We start from the raw sequence: 20,088 nt of genomic DNA, 5'->3' as shown, positions 1-20,088 counted from the left end.
GAATGCCAGGTTGGCTTTCTTCCAGCGCACTTTACCCCTCCCACAAGGGGGAGGGTGGTCGCGGCTCATCCGCTCACCTTGAAAAAGTCGACGAAGGCCCTGAGCGCCGGCCGCATCTGGCGGCGGCTGGGATAGTAGACGAAGAACCCGTCGAAGGGCGGGCACCAGTCCTCCAGCACGCGGATCAGTCGGCCGTCGGCGAGCGGCGTGCCGACATATTCCTCGAAGACGAAGGCGAGCCCGGCACCATCGACGGCCGCCCGGGCGATCAGATGGTCCTCGTCGAGGACAAGCGGTCCCTGCACGGCCATCTCGATCGCCTCGCCGCCCTTCTCGAACTCCCACTGGTAGAGGATGCCACTGGAGAAGCGGAAGCGGATGCAGCGATGATCGGCAAGGTCGCGCGGATGATGCGGTCTCGGCATGGCCGCGAAATAGGATGGCGCGCCGACCACCGCGCCGCGAATGTCCGGCCCTATGCGCACGGCGATCATGTCGCGCTGCAGGCTCTCGCCGAGCCGCACACCGGCATCGAAACCGCCCTCGACGACATCGGTGAAGCGGTCCTCGATGACGATCTCCAGCACAATATCGGGATAGGCCGCGGCAAAGGCGCCGAGCCGTGGCGTCAGCACCAGATGTGCTGCCGTGCGCGGCACGCTGAGCCGCAGATTCCCGGCCGGCCGGTCGCGCGACTCGACCGCCGTCTCCAGAGCCAGGTCGATCTCGGAAAGGGCCGGCCGCAGCCGCTCCAAGAGTTGCGCGCCTTCTTCCGTCGGCGCGACGCTGCGGGTGCTGCGCGCCAGCAGCCGCACGCCGAGCCGCGCTTCCAGGCTGGAGACCGCATGGCTGACCGCCGATGGCGCGATGGCCAATTCCCTGGCCGCGCCGCGAAAGCTGCCGCATTGGGCAACGGTTGCCAGCACCGCCAGTTGGGAGAGATGCGCTCGGTTCATTGATCTATTTTTTGGAACAGCCCGTGCAAATGAGAGACGATTATCGAACAGAAAGCAAGGCGCTATCTCTGTCGCATCAGAACAAGGAGATGCCTGATGCGAACCCGCAAGCTAGGAACTGAATTGAACGTCTATCCCGTCGGCCTCGGCTGCATGGGCATGAGCTTCGTCTATGGCGGCCAGCCGGAGGCCGAGGCGATCGCCACGTTGCACCGCGCCGTCGACATCGGCGTCAATTTCTTCGATACGGCGGAAGTCTATGGCCCCTACGAGAACGAGATCCTGCTCGGCAAGGCGCTGAAGTCGGTTCGTGACAAGGTGACCATCGCCACCAAATTCGGCTTCAAGATCTTGGAGGAAGGCACCGGCATCGACCGGATGGCCGGCGTCGACAGCCGTCCCGAGCACGTCAAAGCCGTCGCCGAGGCCTCGCTGAAGCGGCTCGGCACCGATGTCATCGATCTCTACTACCAGCACCGCGTCGACCCCAACGTGCCGATCGAGGATACGGTCGGCGCCATGGCCGAACTGGTTCGCGAGGGCAAGGTGCGCGCGCTTGGCCTGTCGGAGGCGAGTGCCACTACCATACGCCGGGCGCATGCCGTGCATCCGATATCGGCTGTGCAGAGCGAATACTCGCTGTGGAGCCGCGATCCGGAAGACGAGGTGTTCGCCGTCTGCCGCGAACTCGGCATCGGCTTTGTCCCCTACAGCCCGCTCGGCCGTGGTCTTTTGACCGGCACCATCGCCAAACCCGAAGCTTTGAGCGACGGCGACTGGCGGCGTGGCCTGCCGCGCTTCCAGGCCGACGCCATGGCCGCTAATGCCGCTGTCATCGCCACGCTGGAGAAGACGGCGGCTGAAAAGGGCGTGACCTCGGCGCAGCTGGCGCTGGCCTGGGTGCTGCACCAGGGCGATTTCATCGTGCCGATCCCCGGCGCGCGAAAAATCCGCCATCTCGAGCAGAACACGGCGGCGGCCGCGATCGAGCTGAGCGCGGCTGAGGTGCAAGCCATCGGCGATGCCCTGTCGCCGGATAAGGTCACTGGCAAGCGCTACACCGAGGAGTTGTTGGCGCTGGTCAATGGGTGAACCTGCCTTCACCCTCCCTACAAGGGGAGGGTGAACATTCACCAAGGCAGAACCGTAATCTCCGGCCAGTTGGCCTTCGCGCGGGCACCCTTCGTCTGGTGCGTCTGCCGGTTGTCCATCGCCCGGTTCGGGGTGATGCGAAACGAGAAGATGTCGTCGAGGCCGAACGGCGCAACGAGGTCAAGCTGCCCTTCCACGTCGAAGCGGACGCCGACCGCGTGGGTTTTGGAGGCGAAGTGGCGGACCGAGTCGCTGGAACTCGTGTAGCGCGGGCACGGTTGTCCGAACTTCAGGGGATACCAGAGATGAACCCGCGCCTGATTGCGAATTTCGACCGGCAGCGGCAGCCCCGCAAAGACCGGAGCGGCAGCAGCAATCACGCCGTCCTCGGCCTCATATGACAGGTCGCTCTCATCGAAATAGAACAGGTCGACATCCTTGATGCCGTAACCCAATGGCTTACCCGTCAGATGGTTCCAGACGGCATTGTAGAGCGCGCCGGAAACCAGCAGCCAGTCGGGCAAGGCAAGACGACGCGCCCTACCCAGGGCGTCACTCAGCAACGCATCTCTCGACACGATGTCGAGAAACGCCGCACGTTGTGCTTCGAACGGCAGGCCGGAATAGCGCAAATGGTCCATCACCCTTTGGAGGGCGATTCGCCGCTTGCCCGCAATCCCTCAAGTCCTGAGCACGCCACCCGTCTGCTTGCCGACATTCTCGACGATGCGCCTGGCCAGAGCCTCGAAATCCTCATCGGTCAGGGTCTTCTCGACCGGCTGGATCGACACCTCGATGGCGATCGACTTCTTGCCCTCGCCGAGCGATGCGCCTTCGAAGATATCGAAGACCGAAACGCCTGATATCAGCTTCTTGTCGGCGGCCAACGCAGCACGGATCAGCGTTCCGGCCTCGACCGTCCTGTCGACAACGAAGGCGAAATCGCGCTTCACCGCCTGGAAGGCGGAGAGTTCCAGCTTCGGCTTGGTTTTCGTCGGCTTGGCTTTCGGCTCCGGCACGGCATCGACGAACACCTCGAAGCCGCAGAGTGGTCCGGAGACATCGAGCCCTTCCAGCGTCTTCGGATGGAACTCGCCGAAGGTGCCGAGCACGGTTTTCGGGCCGAGCTTGATGGTGCCGGAGCGGCCGGGATGATACCAGGCCGGACCGCCGGCCTCGACCTGCAATCGGTCGACCGGCGCACCGCAGGCTTCGAGTGCGGCGATCGCGTCGGCCTTGGCGTCGAACACGCCCACGGTGCCTGAATTGCCGGCCCAATTGCGGCCTGAGCCGTCGAGTTTGGCCGTCCCGCGCCGCACGCCGGCGGCCACGCGCCGCTGCTGGTCGGCGCCGTCGCCCTCATAGGTGCCCGACACTTCGAACAGGGCGACGTCGCCGATGCCCCTGTCGGCATTGCGCTGGGCAGCGGCGATCAATCCCGGCAGCAGCGACGGCCGCATGTCGGACATGTCGGCGGCGATCGGGTTGGCGAGCTTCAGCGCCGTCTGGCCGCCGCCGAACAGTTCGGCGTGCCTTGCCGGAATGAACGACCAGGTGACGGCCTCCATCATGCCACGCACGGCGAGCGCGCGCTTGGCGGTGCGGGTGCGGACCTGCAGCGTGGTGAGGATTTTTGCATTGACCGCGTCATGCGCACCGAGCGGCTGCGGCGCGATGTTGTCGACGCCGTGGATGCGCATCACCTCTTCGACCAGGTCGGCCTTGCCATCCACATCGGGACGCCAGGACGGAACCTTCACATCGATGACATCGCCCGAGCCCTGCGGCTCGAAGCCGAGGCGCGACAGGATGTCGAGGCTTTCCGCTTTGGGCACCTCGATGCCGGTCAGCCGCTTCACTTCCGAAAGCGGGAAGGAAACGATCTTCCCGATATGACCGGCATAGCCGGCCACCTCGATTTCCGTCGGCGTGCCGCCGCAGAAATCGAGCACCAGCCTGGTCGCCAGTTCAACGCCGGGCACCATGAATTCAGGATCGACGCCGCGCTCGAAGCGGTAGCGTGCGTCGGTGATGATGCCGAGGGTGCGGCCGGTGCGGGCGGTGGTGATCGGATCCCAAAGGGCCGATTCGATCAGCACGTCTGACGTGTTCTCGTCGCAGCCCGAATGCTCGCCGCCCATGATGCCGGCGATCGACTCGACGCCGTCCTCGTCAGCGATGACGCACATCTCCGGGGTCAGCGTGTATTCGCGGCCGTCGAGCGCCTGTACCTTTTCGCCATCGCGCGCACGCCGCACGGTCAGATTGCCGGCAACCTTCTTGGCGTCGAACACATGCAGCGGCCGGCCGCGGTCGAAGGTGACGTAGTTGGTGATGTCGACCAGCGCGCTGATCGGCCTCAACCCAATGGCGATCAGCCGCTGCTGCAGCCATTTCGGCGACGGGCCGTTCTTGACGCCACGCACCAGCCGCAACGCAAAGCCCGGGCAGAGTTCAGGCGCTTCGATCGTCACCTTGACCGGCGTCTCGCCAGTGCCGGGGATCGCTCCGATCGCAGCGCTCTTCAATGTACCAAGCCCGCTCGCCGCCAGATCCCTGGCGATACCGTAGACGCTGGTCGCATCCGGCCGGTTGGGCGTCAGGTTGATCTCGACGAGCGGATCGTCGAGATGCGCATAGCTGGCGAAGCTGGTGCCGACAGGCGCATCGGCCGGCAGATCGATGATGCCGTTGTGCTCGTCGGAAAGCTCCAGTTCGCGCTCGGAACACATCATGCCATGGCTTTCGACGCCTCTGATCTTGCCGACCGTCAGCGTCACGTCGATGCCGGGCACATAGGTGCCGGGCGCGGCAAAGGCGCCGATCAGGCCCGCGCGCGCGTTGGGTGCCCCGCACACCACTTGCACCGGCGCCTTGCCGTCGCCGGTGTCGACGGTAAGCACCCGCAGCCGGTCGGCATCAGGGTGCTGCACAGCGGTCAGCACCTTGGCGATGACGAACGGTTTCAAGCTCGACTTGTCGTCGACATGCTCGACTTCGAGGCCGATCGAGGTCAGCCGCTCGACGATCTCGTTGAGCGAGGCGTCGGTCTCGAGGTGATCCTTGAGCCAGGAGAGGGTGAATTTCATTGAACTGTTCCGTCTGGTCTTTTGACGCTTGTTTTCAGATGTCTAGGCAAGTCGTCGGACATGTGCACGAAGGGAAGCTGCTCGCTCACATAGGCATGCAGCGTCGGCCTGAAATCGGCCGGCATGTCCATGGCGCCGAGCATGAAATAGATGTCGTCCTCCAGCCGCTCGTCGACATAGGCGATGGGCGAGCCGCAGACGCCGCAGAACGAGCGCGTCACCGGCCCGTTCTCGTACATCTTCAGCGCTTTGCCGGTGAACGCGACCTGATCGACCAGGAAGCCGACAAAGGCCGACACCGGCGCGCCGCTCGCCCGCCGGCAATCGCCGCAATGGCAATAGCTGACGTGATGCGGTTCGGCCGAGGCCTCGAACCGCACGGCGCCGCAGCGACAGCCGCCGGCGTGGGGCGCTGTCATGCGCTCAGACCTCCGAACAGCGTCGGCATGTCGAGCGGCCTGAAACCGTAATGCGACAGCCAGCGGACGTCGGCATCAAAGAAGGCGCGCAGATCCGGCATGCCGTATTTCAGCATGGCGATGCGGTCGATGCCCATGCCCCAGGCAAAGCCCTGATATTCGTCGGGGTCGAGCCCGCCATGGCGCAGCACATTGGGATGCACCATCCCGCAGCCGAGGATCTCCATCCAGTCGGAGCCTTCGCCGAAGCGCACTTCGCCGGGCCTGGAGCGGTCGCACTGGATGTCGACCTCGAGGCTGGGTTCGGTGAACGGGAAGAAGGACGGCCGAAAGCGCATCTTGACCGAGGGCACTTCGAAGAAGGCCTTGCAGAATTCCTCAAGCACCCACTTCATGTTGGCGACATTGGCCGTCTTGTCGATCACCAGCCCCTCGACCTGATGGAACATCGGCGAATGGGTGGCGTCCGAATCCTGCCGGTAGGTTTTTCCAGGAATGACGATGCGGATTGGCGGCTTCTTCGTCTCCATGGTGCGGATCTGCACCGGCGACGTGTGGGTGCGCAAAAGCTTGCGCTCGCCCTTCTCGCCCGGCTGGAAGAAGAAGGTGTCGTGCATCTCGCGCGCCGGATGGCCTTCCGGGAAATTAAGCGCGGTGAAGTTGTAGTAATCGCTCTCGATATCCGGACCTTCGGCGATCGAGAAGCCGAGGTCGCCGAAGATCGCCGCGATCTCGTCGATGACCTGGCTGATCGGATGGATGCGGCCGCGCTCGGCAGGCGACTGCCGCACCGGCAACGTCACGTCCACCTTTTCGGCGGCCAGGCGGGTGGTGATCGCCACGTCCTTCAGCTCGAGCTTGCGGGCCGTCAGCGCCTCGGTGACACGGTTCTTGAGGCCGTTGATAACAGGGCCCTTGAGCTGGCGCTCCTCGGCGGTCATGGCGCCAAGCGTCTTCAGCATCTCGGACACAGTGCCCTTCTTGCCGAAGGCAGCGATGCGCACGGCCTCGATGGCCGGTTCATCGGCGGCCGACGCGATGTCGGCAAGCAACGAGGCTTCCAGGGCTTCAAGATTTCCAGCAGTGGCGTTCACGGCGAAGCTCTCTCGATTTGGCGACCGACACCATTTGGGTTCGTCGTCACCATTTTGGTTACATCAGGCATAAGAAAACCCGCGCCAGCCGTGCCAGCGCGGGTTCCCCAAATCAGAATTTCGAATGCTTGGGAAGCGCTGGTCTTAGGCGACAGCGCTTTCAAAAGCATTCGGCGTGGTGTTCTTCAGATATTCGAGCGCGACCTTGGCCTTGGCCACCAGTGCGGCGAAAGCCTGCGGCTCATGGATGGCCATGTCCGACAGGATCTTGCGGTCGATCTCGATGCCCGACTTGTTGAGGCCGTCGATGAAGCGGCCATAGGTCAGGCCGTGCTCGTGCGTCGCGGCGTTGATGCGCTGGATCCACAGCGCACGGAACGAGCGCTTGCGGTTCTTGCGGTCGCGATACGCGTACTGCATCGACTTTTCCACCGCCTGCTTGGCGATGCGGATGGTATTCTTACGGCGGCCGTAGAAGCCTTTCGCGGCTTTCAGGACCTTCTTGTGCTTGGCGTGCGAGGTGACGCCTCTCTTTACGCGTGCCATGTCATGATCTCCTTAAAACGTGTCCGGACCGAATGCCTTAGAGGCCGTTCGGCAGAAAATTCTTGATGACCTTCTTGCCATCCGGTTCAGCCAGAACCATCGTGCCGCGGGCATTTCGAATGAACTTGTTGGAACGCTTGATCATGCCGTGACGCTTGCCGGCCGCAGCCGACAGGACTTTACCCGTACCTGTGATCTTGAACCGCTTTTTGGCGGCGGATTTGGTCTTCATCTTGGGCATTTTGCTACTCCGTATTGTTGGCGCACTATCGCGCTTCTTGTTCGCTTCGGGCCGACCAAAGCCCGAAAAGCAAATGAAACCGCCACGGCATGCCCTGCCGGGCGGTTTTCTTGAACGGCGGTCCTATACGTCAAAGCAGGCGGCTGTGCAACACCCACTGCGCCGCTCCACACTTCGTGGGGCGAGGAAACCTGGCATCCGCATTGGCTTTTCCGCCGATTTCGGGCAAACCTCGTCGCCTGCAATCGCTATGGAGAAGCCTGATGTTCCGATGGGGTGTGTTGTCGACGGCCAAGATCGGCCGCGAGCATTTGTTGCCGGCAATGGTCGAGGCGGAGAATGGCGTTCTGTCGGCGATCGCCAGCCGCGACCTATCGAAGGCCAAGGCACTGGCCGAACGCTTCGGCGCGCGCCACGCCTTCGGCTCCTATGAGGACCTGCTCGCCTCCAGCGAGGTCGACGGCGTCTACATCCCGCTGCCGACTTCCCAGCACGTAGAATGGACGGCCAAGGCCATCGAGGCCGGCAAGCATGTGCTGGTCGAAAAGCCGCTGGCGCTCGACGCCAAGGACATTCTCCCCTTGATCAAACTGCGCGATGCCAAGAAAGTGCTGGTCTGCGAGGCCTTCATGGTCATCTACCACCCGCAATGGATCAAGGTGCGCGACCTCATCGCCAGTGGCGCCATCGGTCGGCTGCGGCATGTGCAGGGCGCGTTCTCCTATTACAACGTCGACCCCAACAACATGCGCAACCAGCTCGATCTCGGCGGCGGCGCGCTGCCCGACATCGGCGTCTATCCGACAGTCTCGACGCGCTTTTCCACGGGCAAGGAGCCGCTGCGCGTGCAGGCGACGATCGAGCGCGACAAGAAATTCGGCACCGACATCTACTCCTCGATCCGTGCCGATTTCGGCGACTTCGAGCTGTCGTTCTACCTGTCGACGCAGATGGCGGCGCGCCAGGTGATGGTGTTCCATGGCGAGAAGGGATTCATCGAAGTGTTCTCGCCCTTCAACGCCGGCCTCTACGACCATCACCGCGTCGAATTGCACAACCAGAACCACACCGAAGCGCAAGTGTTCCGCTTCCCCGGCACGCAGCAATACCGCCTGGAGGTCGAGACCTTTGCGCGGGCAGCGCAGGGCGGCAAGGAACGCGTCTTCACGCTGGAGGAGTCCGTGCTCAACCAGAAGGTCATCGACGCCATCTTCCGCGCCGGCGGCAAGGACGGTTGGGAGGCCGTCTAGCCCTTTGTTTGACGCAATTCCGGACGGAAAGCCATTTCACACGTTTTCTGGAATTGATTCAGCCGGCTAATGGGGGAGAAAAGATGGCTGACGATGCGGATGTGATCATTGTCGGCGCCGGCCTTGCCGGGCTGGTTGCCGCCGCCGAGCTAGCCGAGGCCGGCAAGAAAATCATCATCGTCGACCAGGAGCCGGAACAGTCGCTCGGCGGCCAGGCGTTCTGGTCGTTCGGTGGCCTCTTCCTCGTCGATTCGCCCGAGCAGCGGCGCATGCGCATCCGCGATTCGCATGATCTGGCGCTCGAGGACTGGCTGGGCACAGCCGCTTTCGATCGCCCTGAGGATCTGTGGCCGCGTCGATGGGCCGAGGCCTATGTCGGCTTTGCCGCCGGCGAGAAACGCTCCTGGCTCATGCAGCGGGGCATAAAGTTCTTTCCCGTCGTCGGCTGGGCCGAGCGCGGCGGCGGCAATGCCGTCGGCCACGGCAACTCGGTGCCGCGCTTCCACATTACCTGGGGCACCGGGCCCGGCGTGCTTGACCCCTTCGTCCAGCGCGTCCGCGAAGCCGAGAAAAGCGGGCTGATCCGCTTCAAATTCCGATACCGCGTTAACGAATTGACCCGCACGGGTGCCACCGTCGACGGCGTGCGCGGCGACATCTTGCAGCCGAGCCCCGTTGAGCGCGGCCAAAAGAGCTCGCGCGACATATCAGGCGATTTCGAGCTCAAGGCGCAGGCGGTGATCGTCGCCTCCGGCGGCATCGGCGCCAACCATCAGCTTGTCCGGCAAAACTGGCCGCAGCGGCTGGGTGCGGCACCGAAGCGCATGATCACCGGCGTGCCTGACCATGTCGACGGCCGCATGCTGGCGATCACCGAAGCGGCTGGTGGCTCGATCATCAACCGCGACCGCATGTGGCACTATGTCGAAGGCATCAAGAACTGGGCGCCGATCTGGACCGACCATGCAATCCGCATCCTGCCTGGCCCGTCATCGCTGTGGCTCGATGCCAGGGGCAAGCGCCTGCCGGTGCCGCTCTATCCGGGCTTCGACACGCTGGGCACGCTCAGCCACATCATGAGTACCGGCTTCGACTATTCTTGGTTCATCCTGACCAAAAAGATCATCCAGAAGGAGTTCGCCCTATCGGGTTCCGAGCAGAACCCCGACCTGACCGGCAAGAGCTGGCGCCAGGTGCTCGGCCGCGCCACATCGGGCATTCCGGCTCCGGTGAAGGCGTTCATGGAGAAGGGTGAGGATTTTGTCGTCGAGGCGGACCTGCCAACGCTGGTCGCCCGCATGAACGCGCTGGCCGGCGGCGAGTCGCTGCTCGAACTCGCAACGGTCGAGCGCGAGATCCGTGCCCGCGACCGGCAGCTCGACAATCCGTTCTCCAAGGACATGCAGATCACCGCTCTGCGCGGCGCCCGCGCCTATCTCGGCGACCGGCTGATCCGCACGGCAAAACCGCACAAGATGCTCGACCCGGCAAACGGCCCGCTGATTGCGGTGCGCCTCAACATCCTGACCCGCAAGACGCTGGGCGGCCTGCAGACCGATCTCGACAGCCGCGTGCTGGGCGCCGACGGCCAGCCGGTCGCGGGGCTCTTTGCCGTCGGCGAAGCCGCCGGATTCGGCGGCGGCGGCGTACATGGCTATGCCGCACTCGAAGGCACGTTCCTCGGCGGCTGCATCTTTTCCGGCCGCAGCGCCGGCCGGGCGGCGGCTGCATCGGTGCAATAAGCTCGAACCGTCAGGCTATGTCAGAGCCAGATACCCTGCCCAAGGGCGGATACCGCCTCAGTGATCCGCGTAAAGCTGGCGCGAGCGCGGCCGACCGTGTGCCGGCCTCTCAGATAGCCGTGCACCAGCCCAGCTTCCTCGAACCAGTATGCCCGTCCGCCCGCGGCGATGACGCGGTCTCCATAGGCGTCGCCGTCGGAGGAGAGCGGGTCGCACTCGGCAGTGATCAGCACCGTCGGCGGCAGCTTGGAAAAGTCGCTGTCGGCAAGCGGGGCCAGTGTCACATCGCCACTGCGATCCTGACCGCCGGTGCGGATGTACTCGTAGAATTCGAGATCGCGCACGGTCAGCATCGGCGCCTCGGCATGCCTAACATAGGATCCCTTTGAGCGGTCGCCGCCGAGACCGGGATAGATCAGCATTTGGCCGATCGGCCTTTTCGCGCGATGGCGCGTCGCATGGCTGACGGCAGCGGCCAGATTCCCGCCAGCGCTGTCACCGCAGAGCACGATAGGGTGGGAGCGGGTGGTAGTGGCCCATTCGAAGGCGCTCATCACGTCGTCGAAAGCCGCCGGATGCAGGTGTTCCGGCGCCAGCCGGTAGTCGACCGAGATCACCTCAAAGCCGGTGCGGGCGCAGAGCTCGGCACAGACATCGTCATGGCTGTCCAGACCGCCGAGGATAAAGCCGCCACCATGGAAATAGAGCACCGTCGTCTCTGCCTGCGGCGCGGTTCGGTAGACGCGGATCGGGATGGCGTGCGTGGGCGTTGCAATGGCGGAGGTCTCGACCGCAACGCCGTCGGGATAGCCGGCGAAGAACTCGCGGCACATACGGTCATAGATCTCGCGCTGCTGTGCGATCGTGTAGTCGATCGTATCGGGCGGATAATAGGAATTGGTCCGCTCGATGAACGCCCAGGTCTCGGCGTCGATGAGGGTTCTGTAGTCGGTCATGGGAGCCGGCCTGCCGCTACTTCCCCTTCCACATAGGCTCGCGCTTTTCGGCGAAAGCACGAAAACCCTCCATATTGTCCTCGGAGCCATAGAGGGCATCGACGGTCGGCAGCTGGCGGCGCGTGACCTTGTTCATCGCGTCCTGGAAGGTGAGCGCTTCGGCTACGCGCGCCGTCTCCTTGATGGCGGCAAACACCAGCGGCGGGCCGCCGGCGAGCAGCCGGGCGACCTCCCAGACGCGGTCCTCGAGCTGCTCCTTGGGCAGCACTTCGTTGACCAGGCCCCACCGATGCGCCTCGGCGACATCCATCCAGCGGCCGGTGAGCAAAAGGTCCATGGCGACATGGTAGGGGATGCGCTTCGGCAGCTTGATCGTCGCCGCATCGGCCAGGGTGCCGGCGCGGATTTCAGGCAGCGCGAAGGAAGAATGATCGGAGGCGTAGATAAGGTCGCAGGACAGCGCCAATTCGAAGCCGCCGCCGACCGCCATGCCGTTGACGCAGGCAATGACCGGCTTGTTGAGGTCGCGCAGTTCCTGCAGGCCGGCGAAGCCGCCTACACCATAGTCGCCGTCGACCGCATCGCCGCCGGCCGCGGCCTTGAGATCCCAGCCGGCGCAGAAGAACTTGTCGCCGGCGGTCTTGACGATGGCGACGCGCAACTCCGGATCGTCGCGGAACGCCTTGAAGGTTTCGCCCATCAGCCGCGAGGTCTTCAGGTCGATGGCGTTGGCCTTGGGCCGGTCGAGCGTGACCTCGAGGATGGTGCCCTCGCGGCGGGTCGAGATGACGTCAGACATTCTTCTTGTCTCCCAGCACCAGCAGCGCGTCGGCGATCCAGGCGCCCTTGCCTTCGGTGCAGACGATCAGCGGGTTGATGTCGAGTTCCTCGATCTCGCCGGCATTCTGCTGCACGAAGGCGGCAATGCCCGAGATTGCGTCGATGGCCGCGGCGACGTCGGCTTTCGGCCGGCCACGATAGCCTTCGAGCAGCGGGAACAGTTTGAGGCCGCGCAACGCGGCCTCGATGTCGTCGCGGGTTGCCGGCAGCATCAGCGTGACGCTGTCGCGCAGCAACTCGACCAGCACGCCGCCGGTGCCCAGCGTCATCACCGCGCCGAACATCGGATCGCGGGTGAAGCCGACGATCAGTTCGGCGACACCATCGCGCACCATGCGCTCGACATAGAGGCCGGTGCCGAGCGGCAGCAGGTCATGCGCCGCCGTGCTGACGGATTCGGCATCCTTGAGGTTGAGCCGGACAGCACCAACCTCGGATTTATGGGTGACGCCCAACGCCTTCAGCGCCACCGGAAAGCCGAGCGCCATCGACGAGATCACCGCCTCGACCGCGTTGGCGGCGCGTTCGCCCTTGGGCACCGGCAGGCCGGCCTTGATCAGCCGCGATTTCGCCTCGGCCTCGTCAGGCGTTATGTGGTCACCGCCGGGCGCGCCGGAGGCGGACGTGTCGATCGGCTGCGCCTGCGGCTCGCGCCACGCCCAGCCGATGAAGGCAGCCGCCTGGGCGGCGTCCATCGCTTCGGAAATGCCGAACAACGGCACCATGCCACGCGCCATCAGCCCGGCAGTGTATTCCTCCGGCAGGTTTTCCGGCAGCGAGGACACGATCGCGCCCTGCGCCTTGTTGGTCTTCAGCGCCGATTCGAAGGCGCGCAGCGTCGCCCACCAGTCTGTGTCCGAGCAGCGGTCGGGGCGCGGGAAGTCGAGCACCAGCATGTTGAGGTCGAAGCCGCCCGACACCATGGCGGTGAAAGTGGCGGTCATCGCCGGCTCGTTGTTCCAGATGAAGGTGTGGTAGTCGAGCGGATTGGCCACCGCGACCAGCGGTCCGAGCGTCGATTTGACATGGGCGCGGTGCGTGCCGGTCAGTTCAGGGAAATTGACCCAGCGGCCTTCGGCACTGTCGGCCATGACAGATGCCTCGCCGCCCGAGCAGCTCATCGACGACAGACGATAGCCGGGCAGGGGTCCGGTGACGTGCAGCAGCTTCAGCGCCTCGATGAAAGCGGGGATCGAATCGACGCGGGCGATGCCCAGCCGCCTCAGGAAGGCGCCTGACGCCGCGTCCGAGCCGGCCAGCGAGGCGGTGTGCGAGACAGTCGCCTGTCGGGCCTGTTCCGAGCGGCCGACCTTCATGGCGATGATCGGCTTCTTCAGCTCGCGGGCTCGCGCCGCCAATCGCTCGAAGCCGGCTACCGAGTCAAAAGCCTCGATATGCAGGCCGAGCGACGTGACCCGCTCGTCCTCGATCAGGCCGAGCGCCATTTCGGACAGGCCGGTCTGCGCCTGGTTGCCGGCGGTCATCAGAAAGGCGATCGGCAGGCCGCGCTTCTGCATCGTCATGTTGATGGCGATGTTGGACGACTGTGTGATGATGGCGACGCCTTTGCCGCCCTCGGCCAGCCTGATGCCGCCATGCTGGTCCGGCCACAGGAGCGCGCCGTCGGCATAGTTGATCAGGCCATAGCAATTCGGCCCGATGATCGGCATCGAGCCGGCAGCAGCGACCAGTTCGCCCTGCAGCCGCTCGCCATCATCGTCATAGGCCTCGGTCTCGAGAAACCCGGCGGCAAAGCAGACGGCACCGCCGGCGCCACGCTCGGCCAGCGCCTTGATCACCTCGATGGTCAGGTGCCGATTGACCCCGACAAAGGTAGCGTCCGGGGCGCCGGGCAGATCGGCCACCGAACGATAGGCCTTGCGGCCGGCGACCTCGTCCTTGGTCGGGTGCACCGGCCAGATTTCGCCGGCAAAGCCCATCTTGATCGACTGAGCGACGACGGCCGCAGCCTGCGCGCCACCGAAGACGGCGATCGACTTCGGCCGCAGGAGACGTTCGAGTTTATGCATGTTCACTTTCTCGTTGGAGCACGATCTCAGGACAAACGAGATCGTTTGTCCGAGAAAACCGGATACCATCTTTCGGGATCATGCTCAGGCTCCAAACGGGCGCAGCAGCGCCCGCGAAATGATATGGCGCTGGATCTCGGACGTGCCTTCCCAGATGCGTTCGACGCGCGCGTCGCGCCAGATGCGCTCCAGCGGCAGGTCGTCCATCAGCCCCATGCCGCCATGGACCTGGATCGCTTCATCGGCGACGAAGGCAAGCATTTCGGTGGCCTTCAGCTTGGCCATGGCCATGTCCTGATCGGTGACGGTGCCCTGATCGTACTTCCAGCCGGCCTCGAACACCATCAGATCTGCGGCCTTCAGTTCGGTCGCCATGTCGGCGAGCTTGAACGACACGCCCTGGAACTTGCCGATCTGCTGGCCGAACTGCTGGCGCTGCGCGGCATATTCGACGGCATGGCCCAGCGCCCGCTCGGCGCGGCCGAGACAGGTGGCACCGACCTGCAGGCGCGTTGCACCGAGCCAGGAATTGGCGACGTCAAATCCCTTGTGAACCTCGCCAAGGACCTGGCTTGCAGGAAGCCGGCAATCGTCGAATTCGAGGATGGCGTTGGTGTAGCCGCGATGCGAGACGTTGCGATAGCCGTCGCGCACGGCAAAGCCCTTGGTCCCCTTGTCGACGAAGAAGGCGGTGATCTTCTTGCGCTTGCCACGCGGCGAATCCTCCTCGCCCGAGGCCATGAAGACGATGGCGAAGTCGGCGAGATCGGCATGGCTGATGAAATGCTTGGTGCCGTTCAGGACCCAGTCGCCGCCGTCCTGCACGGCGGTGGCCTTCATGCCGCGCAGGTCCGACCCGGCGCCCGGCTCGGTCATCGCCAGGCAGTCCCATTTCTCGCCACGGATGCAAGGGAACAGATACTTTTCGCGCTGCTCGGGCGTTCCGGCCAAAAGGATGTTGGAGGGCCGCGCCACGCAGGTCCAGTGCAACGCATAGTTGGCGCGGCCGAGTTCCTTTTCGTAGAGCAGCCAGGTCACCGTATCCAAGCCCGCGCCGCCGACGTCCGCCGGCATGTTGGCGGCGTATAGGCCGGCTTCGATCGCCTTGGCCTTGATCTCCTCGATCAGCTCGCGGCGCAGCACGCCGGTGCGTTCCACCTCGCGTTCATGCGGGTAAAGCTCGTTCTCGACGAAGGCACGCGTCGTCTCGACGATGAGCTTCTGTTCCTCCGACAGCCCGAAATCCATGGGGTCAGCCTTTCTTCTTGCCGGTTTTTTTCTTCGGCTTTTCGGCTTTCTTCACCGGCTTGCCCGCCTTGGCCTTCTCGGCCGCCTTGGAGGCGGCCGGCTTCTTCGCCGCCAGCTTGGCCAGCTGCTTGGTATAGTCCTTGTGCAAGGCGCCGGCGCCCCAGCCCTTGCCCTTGTTCTGTTTCGACAGCGCGTCCATGATCGCGACCAGATTGTCGTCGCGGATCTTTTCCAGTTCGCGGATCGACAGGCCATGCGCCTGGTCGTCGGACTGCGTGGCGATCAGGTCGACCAGCTCGTCGTTGAACTCCGGCACATCCATCAGCTTGGTCCATGGCCACTTAAGGCACGGGCCGAACTGCGCCATGAAGTGGCGCATGCCCGCCTCGCCGCCGGCGACGCGATAGACCTGGAACATGCCCATCTGCGCCCAGCGCAGGCCGAAGCCGTAGCGCATGATGTCGTCGAGTTCCTCGACCGTGCAGATGCCGTCCTTGATCAGCCACAGCGCCTCGCGCCATGCGGCTTCGAGGAGGCGGTCGCCGACGAAAGCCTCGATCTCCTTGCGGATGACGACAGGCTTCATGCCGATCGAGGCATAGATCTCCTTGGCGACTTCGATTGCCTCGGGAAAGGTCTGCTCGCCGCCGACGATCTCGACCAGCGGCAAGAGATAGACCGGGTTGAACGGATGGCCGACGACCAGCCGCTCCGGATGCTTCTTCATTGCTACCTGCATGTCGGTCGGCTTGATGCCGGAGGTCGACGAGCCAACAATGGCGTTGGCCGGCGCATGGGCGTCGATCTCGGCCAGCACGCGGTGCTTGAGGTCGAGCCGTTCCGGCACGCTTTCCTGGATGAAATCGGCATCGGCCACCGCCTCGGCGATGGTCTTGGCAAAGGTCAGCCTGCCCTCTTTCGGCAGGCCGCCGGGCACCATCTGCTTGTAGGCGCGGCGCGCGCCCTTCATCACTTCGCTGACCTTGCGCGACGCCTCGGGATCGGGATCGAAGATCGACACGTCAATGCCGTTGAGCAGCAGCCGCGCCACCCAGCCGGCGCCGATGACACCGCCACCGATGGCGGCTGCCTTGTTGATGATGCTCATGCGGAAGCTCCGGTTCTTGTCGTGGCGGTTGTGGGATCGATGAGGGGCACGCGCTCGCCAGCGCGAATCACAGCAGGGTCGTAGGCCCTGCGGGCAAAGACTTCGAGCACGAAGGGTCGGAAGAATTCGATCGGCAGCGTGTCATAGTCGGGGTCGAAGCTCGACTGGTCCCAGCGTTCGCAGAACTGGTCGCAGTCGCCGAAATAGGCATGGCCGGCGAAGCGATCGCGGGCGTGGCGGTTGCCGCCGAGATGATGGGCATAATAGAGCCGCTGGAAGTCGCCGTGCTTCTCCACCACCCAGGTGCATTGCTCGCGCACGAAGGGCTTCAGGATTGAAGCGGCGTACTCATCGTGATTGTAGGGTGCGTAGATGTCGCCGATGTCGTGCAAAAGCGCGCAGGCGATCCAGTCGGTGTCCGCGCCATCGCGCCAGGCGCGCGTCGCCGCCTGCAGCGAATGGCCGAGCCGGGTGATCTTGTAGCCGGACAGCCCCTCATCGAGCTGGACCAGCGCGGCGAGCAGCCGCTCGCCGGTTCGGGCCGCGTAGTCGATTTCATGCGCGGTCAGGAACTCGTAGTCGTCCCGGTCGCCATCCTTCATCGCGGTGAATTTTACTGTTGCCATGCCGACCTCCCAGCACTTCGGTCTAAGCAGCGATGGGCGCCCGCTTGGTCAGGTTCAGCTTCTTGCGCACTTCCTCGGGTCCAAGGATCCTGGCGCCCAGATTGGTGACGATGCTGGCGGCACGCTCGACCAATTGCGCATTTGTCGCTAGCACGCCTTTGTCGAGCCACAGATTGTCTTCCAGCCCGACACGGACATTGCCGCCGGCCAGCACTGCGGCGGCGGCATAGGCCATCTGGTTGCGGCCGATAGCGAAGGCCGACCAGTTCCAGGTCGATGGCACATTGTTGACCATGGCCATGAAGGTGTTGAGGTCATCAGGCGCGCCCCACGGCACGCCCATGCAGAGCTGCACCAGGGCATCCGGGTTGAGTACCTTTTCCTCGACCAGCTGCTTGGCGAACCACAAATGGCCGGTGTCGAAGGCCTCGATCTCCGGCTTGACGCCGAGCGCCGTCATCATGCCGCCCATGGCGCGCAGCATGCCCGGCGTGTTGGTCATGACATAGTCGGCCTCGGCGAAATTCATGGTGCCGCAGTCGAGCGTGCAGATTTCCGGCAGGCACTGGCGCACATGTTCCATGCGGTTGGTGGCGCCGCCCATGTCGGTGCCTTTTTCATTCAGCGGCAACGGCGATTCCGGCGAGCCGAACACCATGTCGCCGCCCATGCCGGCGGTCAGGTTCAGGATGACGTCGACGTCTGCCGCGCGGATGCGCTCGGTCACTTCGCGGTAGAGATGTACGTCGCGCCTGGGCTTGCCGGTTTCGGGGTCACGGACATGGCAGTGGACGATCGCGGCACCCGCCTTGGCCGCGTCGATCGCCGAATCGGCGATCTGCTTGGGCGAGCGCGGCACATGCGGGCTGCGATCCTGCGAACCGCCGGACCCAGTCACGGCACAGGTAATGAAAACCTCACGGTTCATCGCAAGCGGCATCGAAATCCTCCCAATCAAGATTGCCACGCATGTCGCCCAAAAGTGGGAACCGGTTTGGGGACAACGACATGCACAAGAGCTGCCCCAACAATGCCTGACTTGTCGGAAACTGTTTTGCGTTTTACGAAGGGCATATGATCAAAAGCGAAAAACCATCGATCTTTCGCGCCGAGCGCTCGCCGCTCAAGGTGACGCTGCTGGTGTTTTCCGGATCGTCCATCATGTGTGTGGCGTCGGCCGTTGATCCCCTGCGCGCCGCCAACCGCATCTCCGGCGAGACCCTGTTCGATTTCAGGCTGGTCTCGGTGACCGGCGAGGCTCCAGTCACCACCTGCGGCCTGCCGGTGGCGGTCAGTGGCCGCTTCGACGCGGCTGAGCCAACCGACGTTCTTATCGTCGTCGCCGGCTTCGGCACCCAGAACTACGCGACATCGGCGCTGCTTTCAGGCTTGCGCCGGGCGGCACGGACGGCGCGCGCTTGCGGCGGCGTCGAGGCCGGCACCTGGCTGGTTGCGCGGGCCGGCCTGCTGGAAGGGCGCAGCGCCACCACCCATTGGGAAGACATGGAGGATTTTTCGTCGGCCTTCCCCGGCGTCGACGTCCGTCCGGACCGCTATGTCATCGACGGGCCGGTCTTCACTTCGGGCGGTGCCTCGCCGACCTTCGATCTGATGCTGCATCTCATTCGCACCCGCCTTGGCATGGCGGTCGCGCTCGATGTTGCCAGCGTCTTCATCTACGACCAGGCTCGTGCCGCCACCGACGCGCAGCCGCTGGTCTCGCTCGGCCGGCTCGACGGCTACGATCCGCGGCTGGCTCAAGCCATCCGATTGATGGAATCGCACGTCGACCAGCCGCTGACCATAGAAGCGGTGGCAAAACGCGCCGGCGTGACGGCGCGAACGCTGGAGAGCATTTTCCGCAAGTCGATCGGCGAGACGCCGGGTGCCTACTATCTCAGGCTGCGCCTCGGCGCTGCCCGCCGGCTGGTGGTCGATACGCGGGTGGCGATGGCCGATATTGCAGGGCGGACCGGATTTTCGTCCGCCGCGGCGTTTTCCAGAGCGTTTTCGAGAGCTTTTGGCGAGGCGCCAGTCAGAGTACGGCGCGGTTGGTGAGTATCCAGTCGGTCGCGGCGGCGAGGTCATCTACAACAGCCGTGGGCGCCGGATTGAAACGTGTTTCGTCGTTTGGGCGATACTTGCCTGTCCGCACAAGGAGCGCCGCACCAAGCCCGGCGCGCAGCGCGCCGGCGACATCGCTCTCGGCATCGTCGCCGACCATGACCGCATCGGCGGCCGAGCAGTTCATATTGGCAAGCGCCGAAAGAAAGAAGTCCGGCGACGGCTTGCCGAGCACGACAGGGCTTCGGCCACTGGCGAATTCGAGGGCGGCAACGAACGCGCCCGTGTCGAGGCTGAGCAGACCGTCTGCATCCTTGAAGGTGCGATTGGTTGCGAGCGCCACAAAATCGGCGCCGGCCACCAGTTCGCGGAACGCCCGGTTGAGCCTGGCATGATCGAAGGCTTCGCCTGCATCTCCGACGATGACGGCCCGACCATTTGCGCCGTCGAGTCCGGAAAACTCAGGCTCCAGGTTGGGATGGACGAGCAGATGCGGTGTGAGGCCGTGCCTGCGCAGCCATTCGACGGCGGCACGCGCCGGCGTCAGTAATTCCGCTTCTCCAACCTCGACGCCGAGGGCCGTAAGTTGCGCGATGATTGCCTTGTGTGGTGAGCGAGTAGTGTTGCTGACAAAGCGGAGCGGCAAGCCCGCATTGCGCAGGCGATCGATTGCCGAGACAGCGCCCGCTATCGGGGTGTCGCCATTGTAGACGACACCCAAAAGGTCCAGAAGCACCGCGCGTACCATCGGTGAAGGATGACGAAACAGGCTTCGTTCGTCAAACCA

At 64.2% G+C, this 20,088-nt stretch carries 19 protein-coding genes; 4 read left to right on the top strand and 15 right to left on the bottom strand.

What is annotated here, in order from left to right; genetic code table 11:
• Window positions 1-65: 65 nt before the first annotated feature.
• Entirely contained in the window at window positions 66-956 is an 891-nt protein-coding gene (locus AC1RZR_RS03300) for a LysR family transcriptional regulator (RefSeq protein WP_477268054.1), read from the bottom strand.
• A 96-nt stretch (window positions 957-1,052) separates the two neighbouring features.
• Here AC1RZR_RS03300 and AC1RZR_RS03295 point away from each other — a divergent pair, with 96 nt between their 5' ends.
• Window positions 1,053-2,048, top strand: coding sequence for an aldo/keto reductase (locus AC1RZR_RS03295; RefSeq protein WP_477268052.1), 996 nt, complete (start codon window positions 1,053-1,055; stop codon window positions 2,046-2,048).
• A gap of 38 nt (window positions 2,049-2,086) precedes the next feature.
• On the opposite strand, the gene AC1RZR_RS03290 is transcribed toward AC1RZR_RS03295, so the two are convergent.
• The 6 genes from AC1RZR_RS03290 to rpmI form a co-directional block, all read right to left on the bottom strand.
• Window positions 2,087-2,689, bottom strand: a complete 603-nt coding sequence (locus tag AC1RZR_RS03290; protein ID WP_481827628.1) for a nucleotidyltransferase family protein — start codon at window positions 2,687-2,689, stop codon at window positions 2,087-2,089.
• 39 nt (window positions 2,690-2,728) lie between these two features.
• On the bottom strand, window positions 2,729-5,137 hold the full coding sequence (gene pheT / locus AC1RZR_RS03285) for a phenylalanine--tRNA ligase subunit beta (protein WP_481827627.1): 2,409 nt from the start codon (window positions 5,135-5,137) through the stop codon (window positions 2,729-2,731).
• Window positions 5,134-5,556, bottom strand: coding sequence for a GFA family protein (locus AC1RZR_RS03280; protein WP_379101142.1), 423 nt, complete (start codon window positions 5,554-5,556; stop codon window positions 5,134-5,136). The genes pheT and AC1RZR_RS03280 overlap by 4 nt, the downstream gene beginning before the upstream one ends.
• On the bottom strand, window positions 5,553-6,650 hold the full coding sequence (gene pheS, locus AC1RZR_RS03275) for a phenylalanine--tRNA ligase subunit alpha (protein ID WP_481827626.1): 1,098 nt from the start codon (window positions 6,648-6,650) through the stop codon (window positions 5,553-5,555). Before pheS ends, AC1RZR_RS03280 begins: the two co-directional genes overlap by 4 nt.
• 144 nt (window positions 6,651-6,794) lie before the next feature.
• A complete protein-coding gene (gene rplT, locus AC1RZR_RS03270) occupies window positions 6,795-7,196 on the bottom strand; it encodes a 50S ribosomal protein L20 (protein WP_023672281.1) in 402 nt (133 codons plus the stop codon).
• A gap of 37 nt (window positions 7,197-7,233) precedes the next feature.
• Window positions 7,234-7,437: a 50S ribosomal protein L35 gene (gene rpmI, locus AC1RZR_RS03265; RefSeq protein ID WP_006201248.1), complete on the bottom strand. Its 204-nt coding sequence runs from the start codon at window positions 7,435-7,437 to the stop codon at window positions 7,234-7,236.
• Window positions 7,438-7,700: 263 nt separating this feature from the next.
• Between rpmI and AC1RZR_RS03260 the strand changes: the two genes are divergently transcribed.
• Both AC1RZR_RS03260 and AC1RZR_RS03255 read left to right on the top strand, forming a co-directional pair.
• Window positions 7,701-8,687 (top strand): Gfo/Idh/MocA family protein, encoded by a 987-nt coding sequence (locus AC1RZR_RS03260; protein ID WP_477268043.1) that lies wholly within the window; start codon window positions 7,701-7,703, stop codon window positions 8,685-8,687.
• Window positions 8,688-8,770: 83 nt separating this feature from the next.
• Window positions 8,771-10,429: an FAD-binding dehydrogenase gene (locus AC1RZR_RS03255; RefSeq protein WP_481827625.1), complete on the top strand. Its 1,659-nt coding sequence runs from the start codon at window positions 8,771-8,773 to the stop codon at window positions 10,427-10,429.
• A gap of 20 nt (window positions 10,430-10,449) precedes the next feature.
• Here the strand turns inward: AC1RZR_RS03255 and AC1RZR_RS03250 are convergent, their stop codons facing one another.
• The 7 genes from AC1RZR_RS03250 to bcoG all read right to left on the bottom strand — a co-directional run bounded on the left by AC1RZR_RS03250 (window position 10,450) and on the right by bcoG (window position 18,177).
• Window positions 10,450-11,385 carry an alpha/beta hydrolase gene (locus AC1RZR_RS03250; protein WP_481827624.1) on the bottom strand — a complete coding sequence of 312 codons (936 nt, stop codon included), beginning with the start codon at window positions 11,383-11,385 and terminating at the stop codon, window positions 10,450-10,452.
• Between the two features lie 16 nt (window positions 11,386-11,401).
• Complete coding sequence (locus AC1RZR_RS03245; RefSeq protein WP_477268037.1) at window positions 11,402-12,184, bottom strand: carnitinyl-CoA dehydratase; 783 nt, start codon at window positions 12,182-12,184, stop codon at window positions 11,402-11,404.
• On the bottom strand, window positions 12,177-14,255 hold the full coding sequence (locus AC1RZR_RS03240; protein ID WP_481827623.1) for an acetate--CoA ligase family protein: 2,079 nt from the start codon (window positions 14,253-14,255) through the stop codon (window positions 12,177-12,179). The genes AC1RZR_RS03245 and AC1RZR_RS03240 overlap by 8 nt, the downstream gene beginning before the upstream one ends.
• A gap of 84 nt (window positions 14,256-14,339) precedes the next feature.
• Window positions 14,340-15,503, bottom strand: coding sequence for an acyl-CoA dehydrogenase family protein (locus AC1RZR_RS03235; protein ID WP_477268033.1), 1,164 nt, complete (start codon window positions 15,501-15,503; stop codon window positions 14,340-14,342).
• 4 nt (window positions 15,504-15,507) lie between these two features.
• Window positions 15,508-16,611 carry a carnitine 3-dehydrogenase gene (locus AC1RZR_RS03230; protein ID WP_481827622.1) on the bottom strand — a complete coding sequence of 368 codons (1,104 nt, stop codon included), beginning with the start codon at window positions 16,609-16,611 and terminating at the stop codon, window positions 15,508-15,510.
• Window positions 16,608-17,237 (bottom strand): HD domain-containing protein, encoded by a 630-nt coding sequence (locus tag AC1RZR_RS03225; protein ID WP_481827621.1) that lies wholly within the window; start codon window positions 17,235-17,237, stop codon window positions 16,608-16,610. Before AC1RZR_RS03225 ends, AC1RZR_RS03230 begins: the two co-directional genes overlap by 4 nt.
• Window positions 17,238-17,259: 22 nt before the next feature.
• Window positions 17,260-18,177: a 3-dehydrocarnitine:acetyl-CoA trimethylamine transferase BcoG gene (gene bcoG / locus AC1RZR_RS03220; protein ID WP_477268026.1), complete on the bottom strand. Its 918-nt coding sequence runs from the start codon at window positions 18,175-18,177 to the stop codon at window positions 17,260-17,262.
• A 134-nt stretch (window positions 18,178-18,311) separates the two neighbouring features.
• Here bcoG and AC1RZR_RS03215 point away from each other — a divergent pair, with 134 nt between their 5' ends.
• Window positions 18,312-19,295: a GlxA family transcriptional regulator gene (locus AC1RZR_RS03215; RefSeq protein ID WP_477268024.1), complete on the top strand. Its 984-nt coding sequence runs from the start codon at window positions 18,312-18,314 to the stop codon at window positions 19,293-19,295.
• On the opposite strand, the gene AC1RZR_RS03210 is transcribed toward AC1RZR_RS03215, so the two are convergent.
• A complete protein-coding gene (locus AC1RZR_RS03210) occupies window positions 19,273-20,037 on the bottom strand; it encodes a TIGR01458 family HAD-type hydrolase (protein ID WP_477268022.1) in 765 nt (254 codons plus the stop codon). The two genes, AC1RZR_RS03215 and AC1RZR_RS03210, sit on opposite strands and share 23 nt — an antisense overlap.
• Window positions 20,038-20,088 lie beyond the last annotated feature (51 nt).

It is taken from the genome of Mesorhizobium bavaricum (genome assembly GCF_056781655.1).
The sequence above is the reverse complement of the archived record's forward strand: the minus strand, read 5'-3'. Positions and strand labels throughout refer to the sequence as shown.

Coding starts and splice junctions, on each gene's coding strand:
- AC1RZR_RS03280 (WP_379101142.1), bottom strand. CDS start 5,556: ATGACAGCGCCCCACGCCGGCGGCTGTCGCTGCGGCGCCGTGCGGTTC.
- AC1RZR_RS03260 (WP_477268043.1), top strand. CDS start 7,701: ATGTTCCGATGGGGTGTGTTGTCGACGGCCAAGATCGGCCGCGAGCAT.
- AC1RZR_RS03250 (WP_481827624.1), bottom strand. CDS start 11,385: ATGACCGACTACAGAACCCTCATCGACGCCGAGACCTGGGCGTTCATC.
- bcoG (WP_477268026.1), bottom strand. CDS start 18,177: ATGCCGCTTGCGATGAACCGTGAGGTTTTCATTACCTGTGCCGTGACT.
- AC1RZR_RS03255 (WP_481827625.1), top strand. CDS start 8,771: ATGGCTGACGATGCGGATGTGATCATTGTCGGCGCCGGCCTTGCCGGG.
- AC1RZR_RS03235 (WP_477268033.1), bottom strand. CDS start 15,503: ATGGATTTCGGGCTGTCGGAGGAACAGAAGCTCATCGTCGAGACGACG.
- AC1RZR_RS03245 (WP_477268037.1), bottom strand. CDS start 12,184: ATGTCTGACGTCATCTCGACCCGCCGCGAGGGCACCATCCTCGAGGTC.
- rplT (WP_023672281.1), bottom strand. CDS start 7,196: ATGGCACGCGTAAAGAGAGGCGTCACCTCGCACGCCAAGCACAAGAAG.
- AC1RZR_RS03290 (WP_481827628.1), bottom strand. CDS start 2,689: ATGGACCATTTGCGCTATTCCGGCCTGCCGTTCGAAGCACAACGTGCG.
- AC1RZR_RS03240 (WP_481827623.1), bottom strand. CDS start 14,255: ATGCATAAACTCGAACGTCTCCTGCGGCCGAAGTCGATCGCCGTCTTC.
- rpmI (WP_006201248.1), bottom strand. CDS start 7,437: ATGCCCAAGATGAAGACCAAATCCGCCGCCAAAAAGCGGTTCAAGATC.
- AC1RZR_RS03230 (WP_481827622.1), bottom strand. CDS start 16,611: ATGAGCATCATCAACAAGGCAGCCGCCATCGGTGGCGGTGTCATCGGC.
- AC1RZR_RS03300 (WP_477268054.1), bottom strand. CDS start 956: ATGAACCGAGCGCATCTCTCCCAACTGGCGGTGCTGGCAACCGTTGCC.
- AC1RZR_RS03295 (WP_477268052.1), top strand. CDS start 1,053: ATGCGAACCCGCAAGCTAGGAACTGAATTGAACGTCTATCCCGTCGGC.
- AC1RZR_RS03215 (WP_477268024.1), top strand. CDS start 18,312: ATGATCAAAAGCGAAAAACCATCGATCTTTCGCGCCGAGCGCTCGCCG.
- AC1RZR_RS03225 (WP_481827621.1), bottom strand. CDS start 17,237: ATGGCAACAGTAAAATTCACCGCGATGAAGGATGGCGACCGGGACGAC.
- pheT (WP_481827627.1), bottom strand. CDS start 5,137: ATGAAATTCACCCTCTCCTGGCTCAAGGATCACCTCGAGACCGACGCC.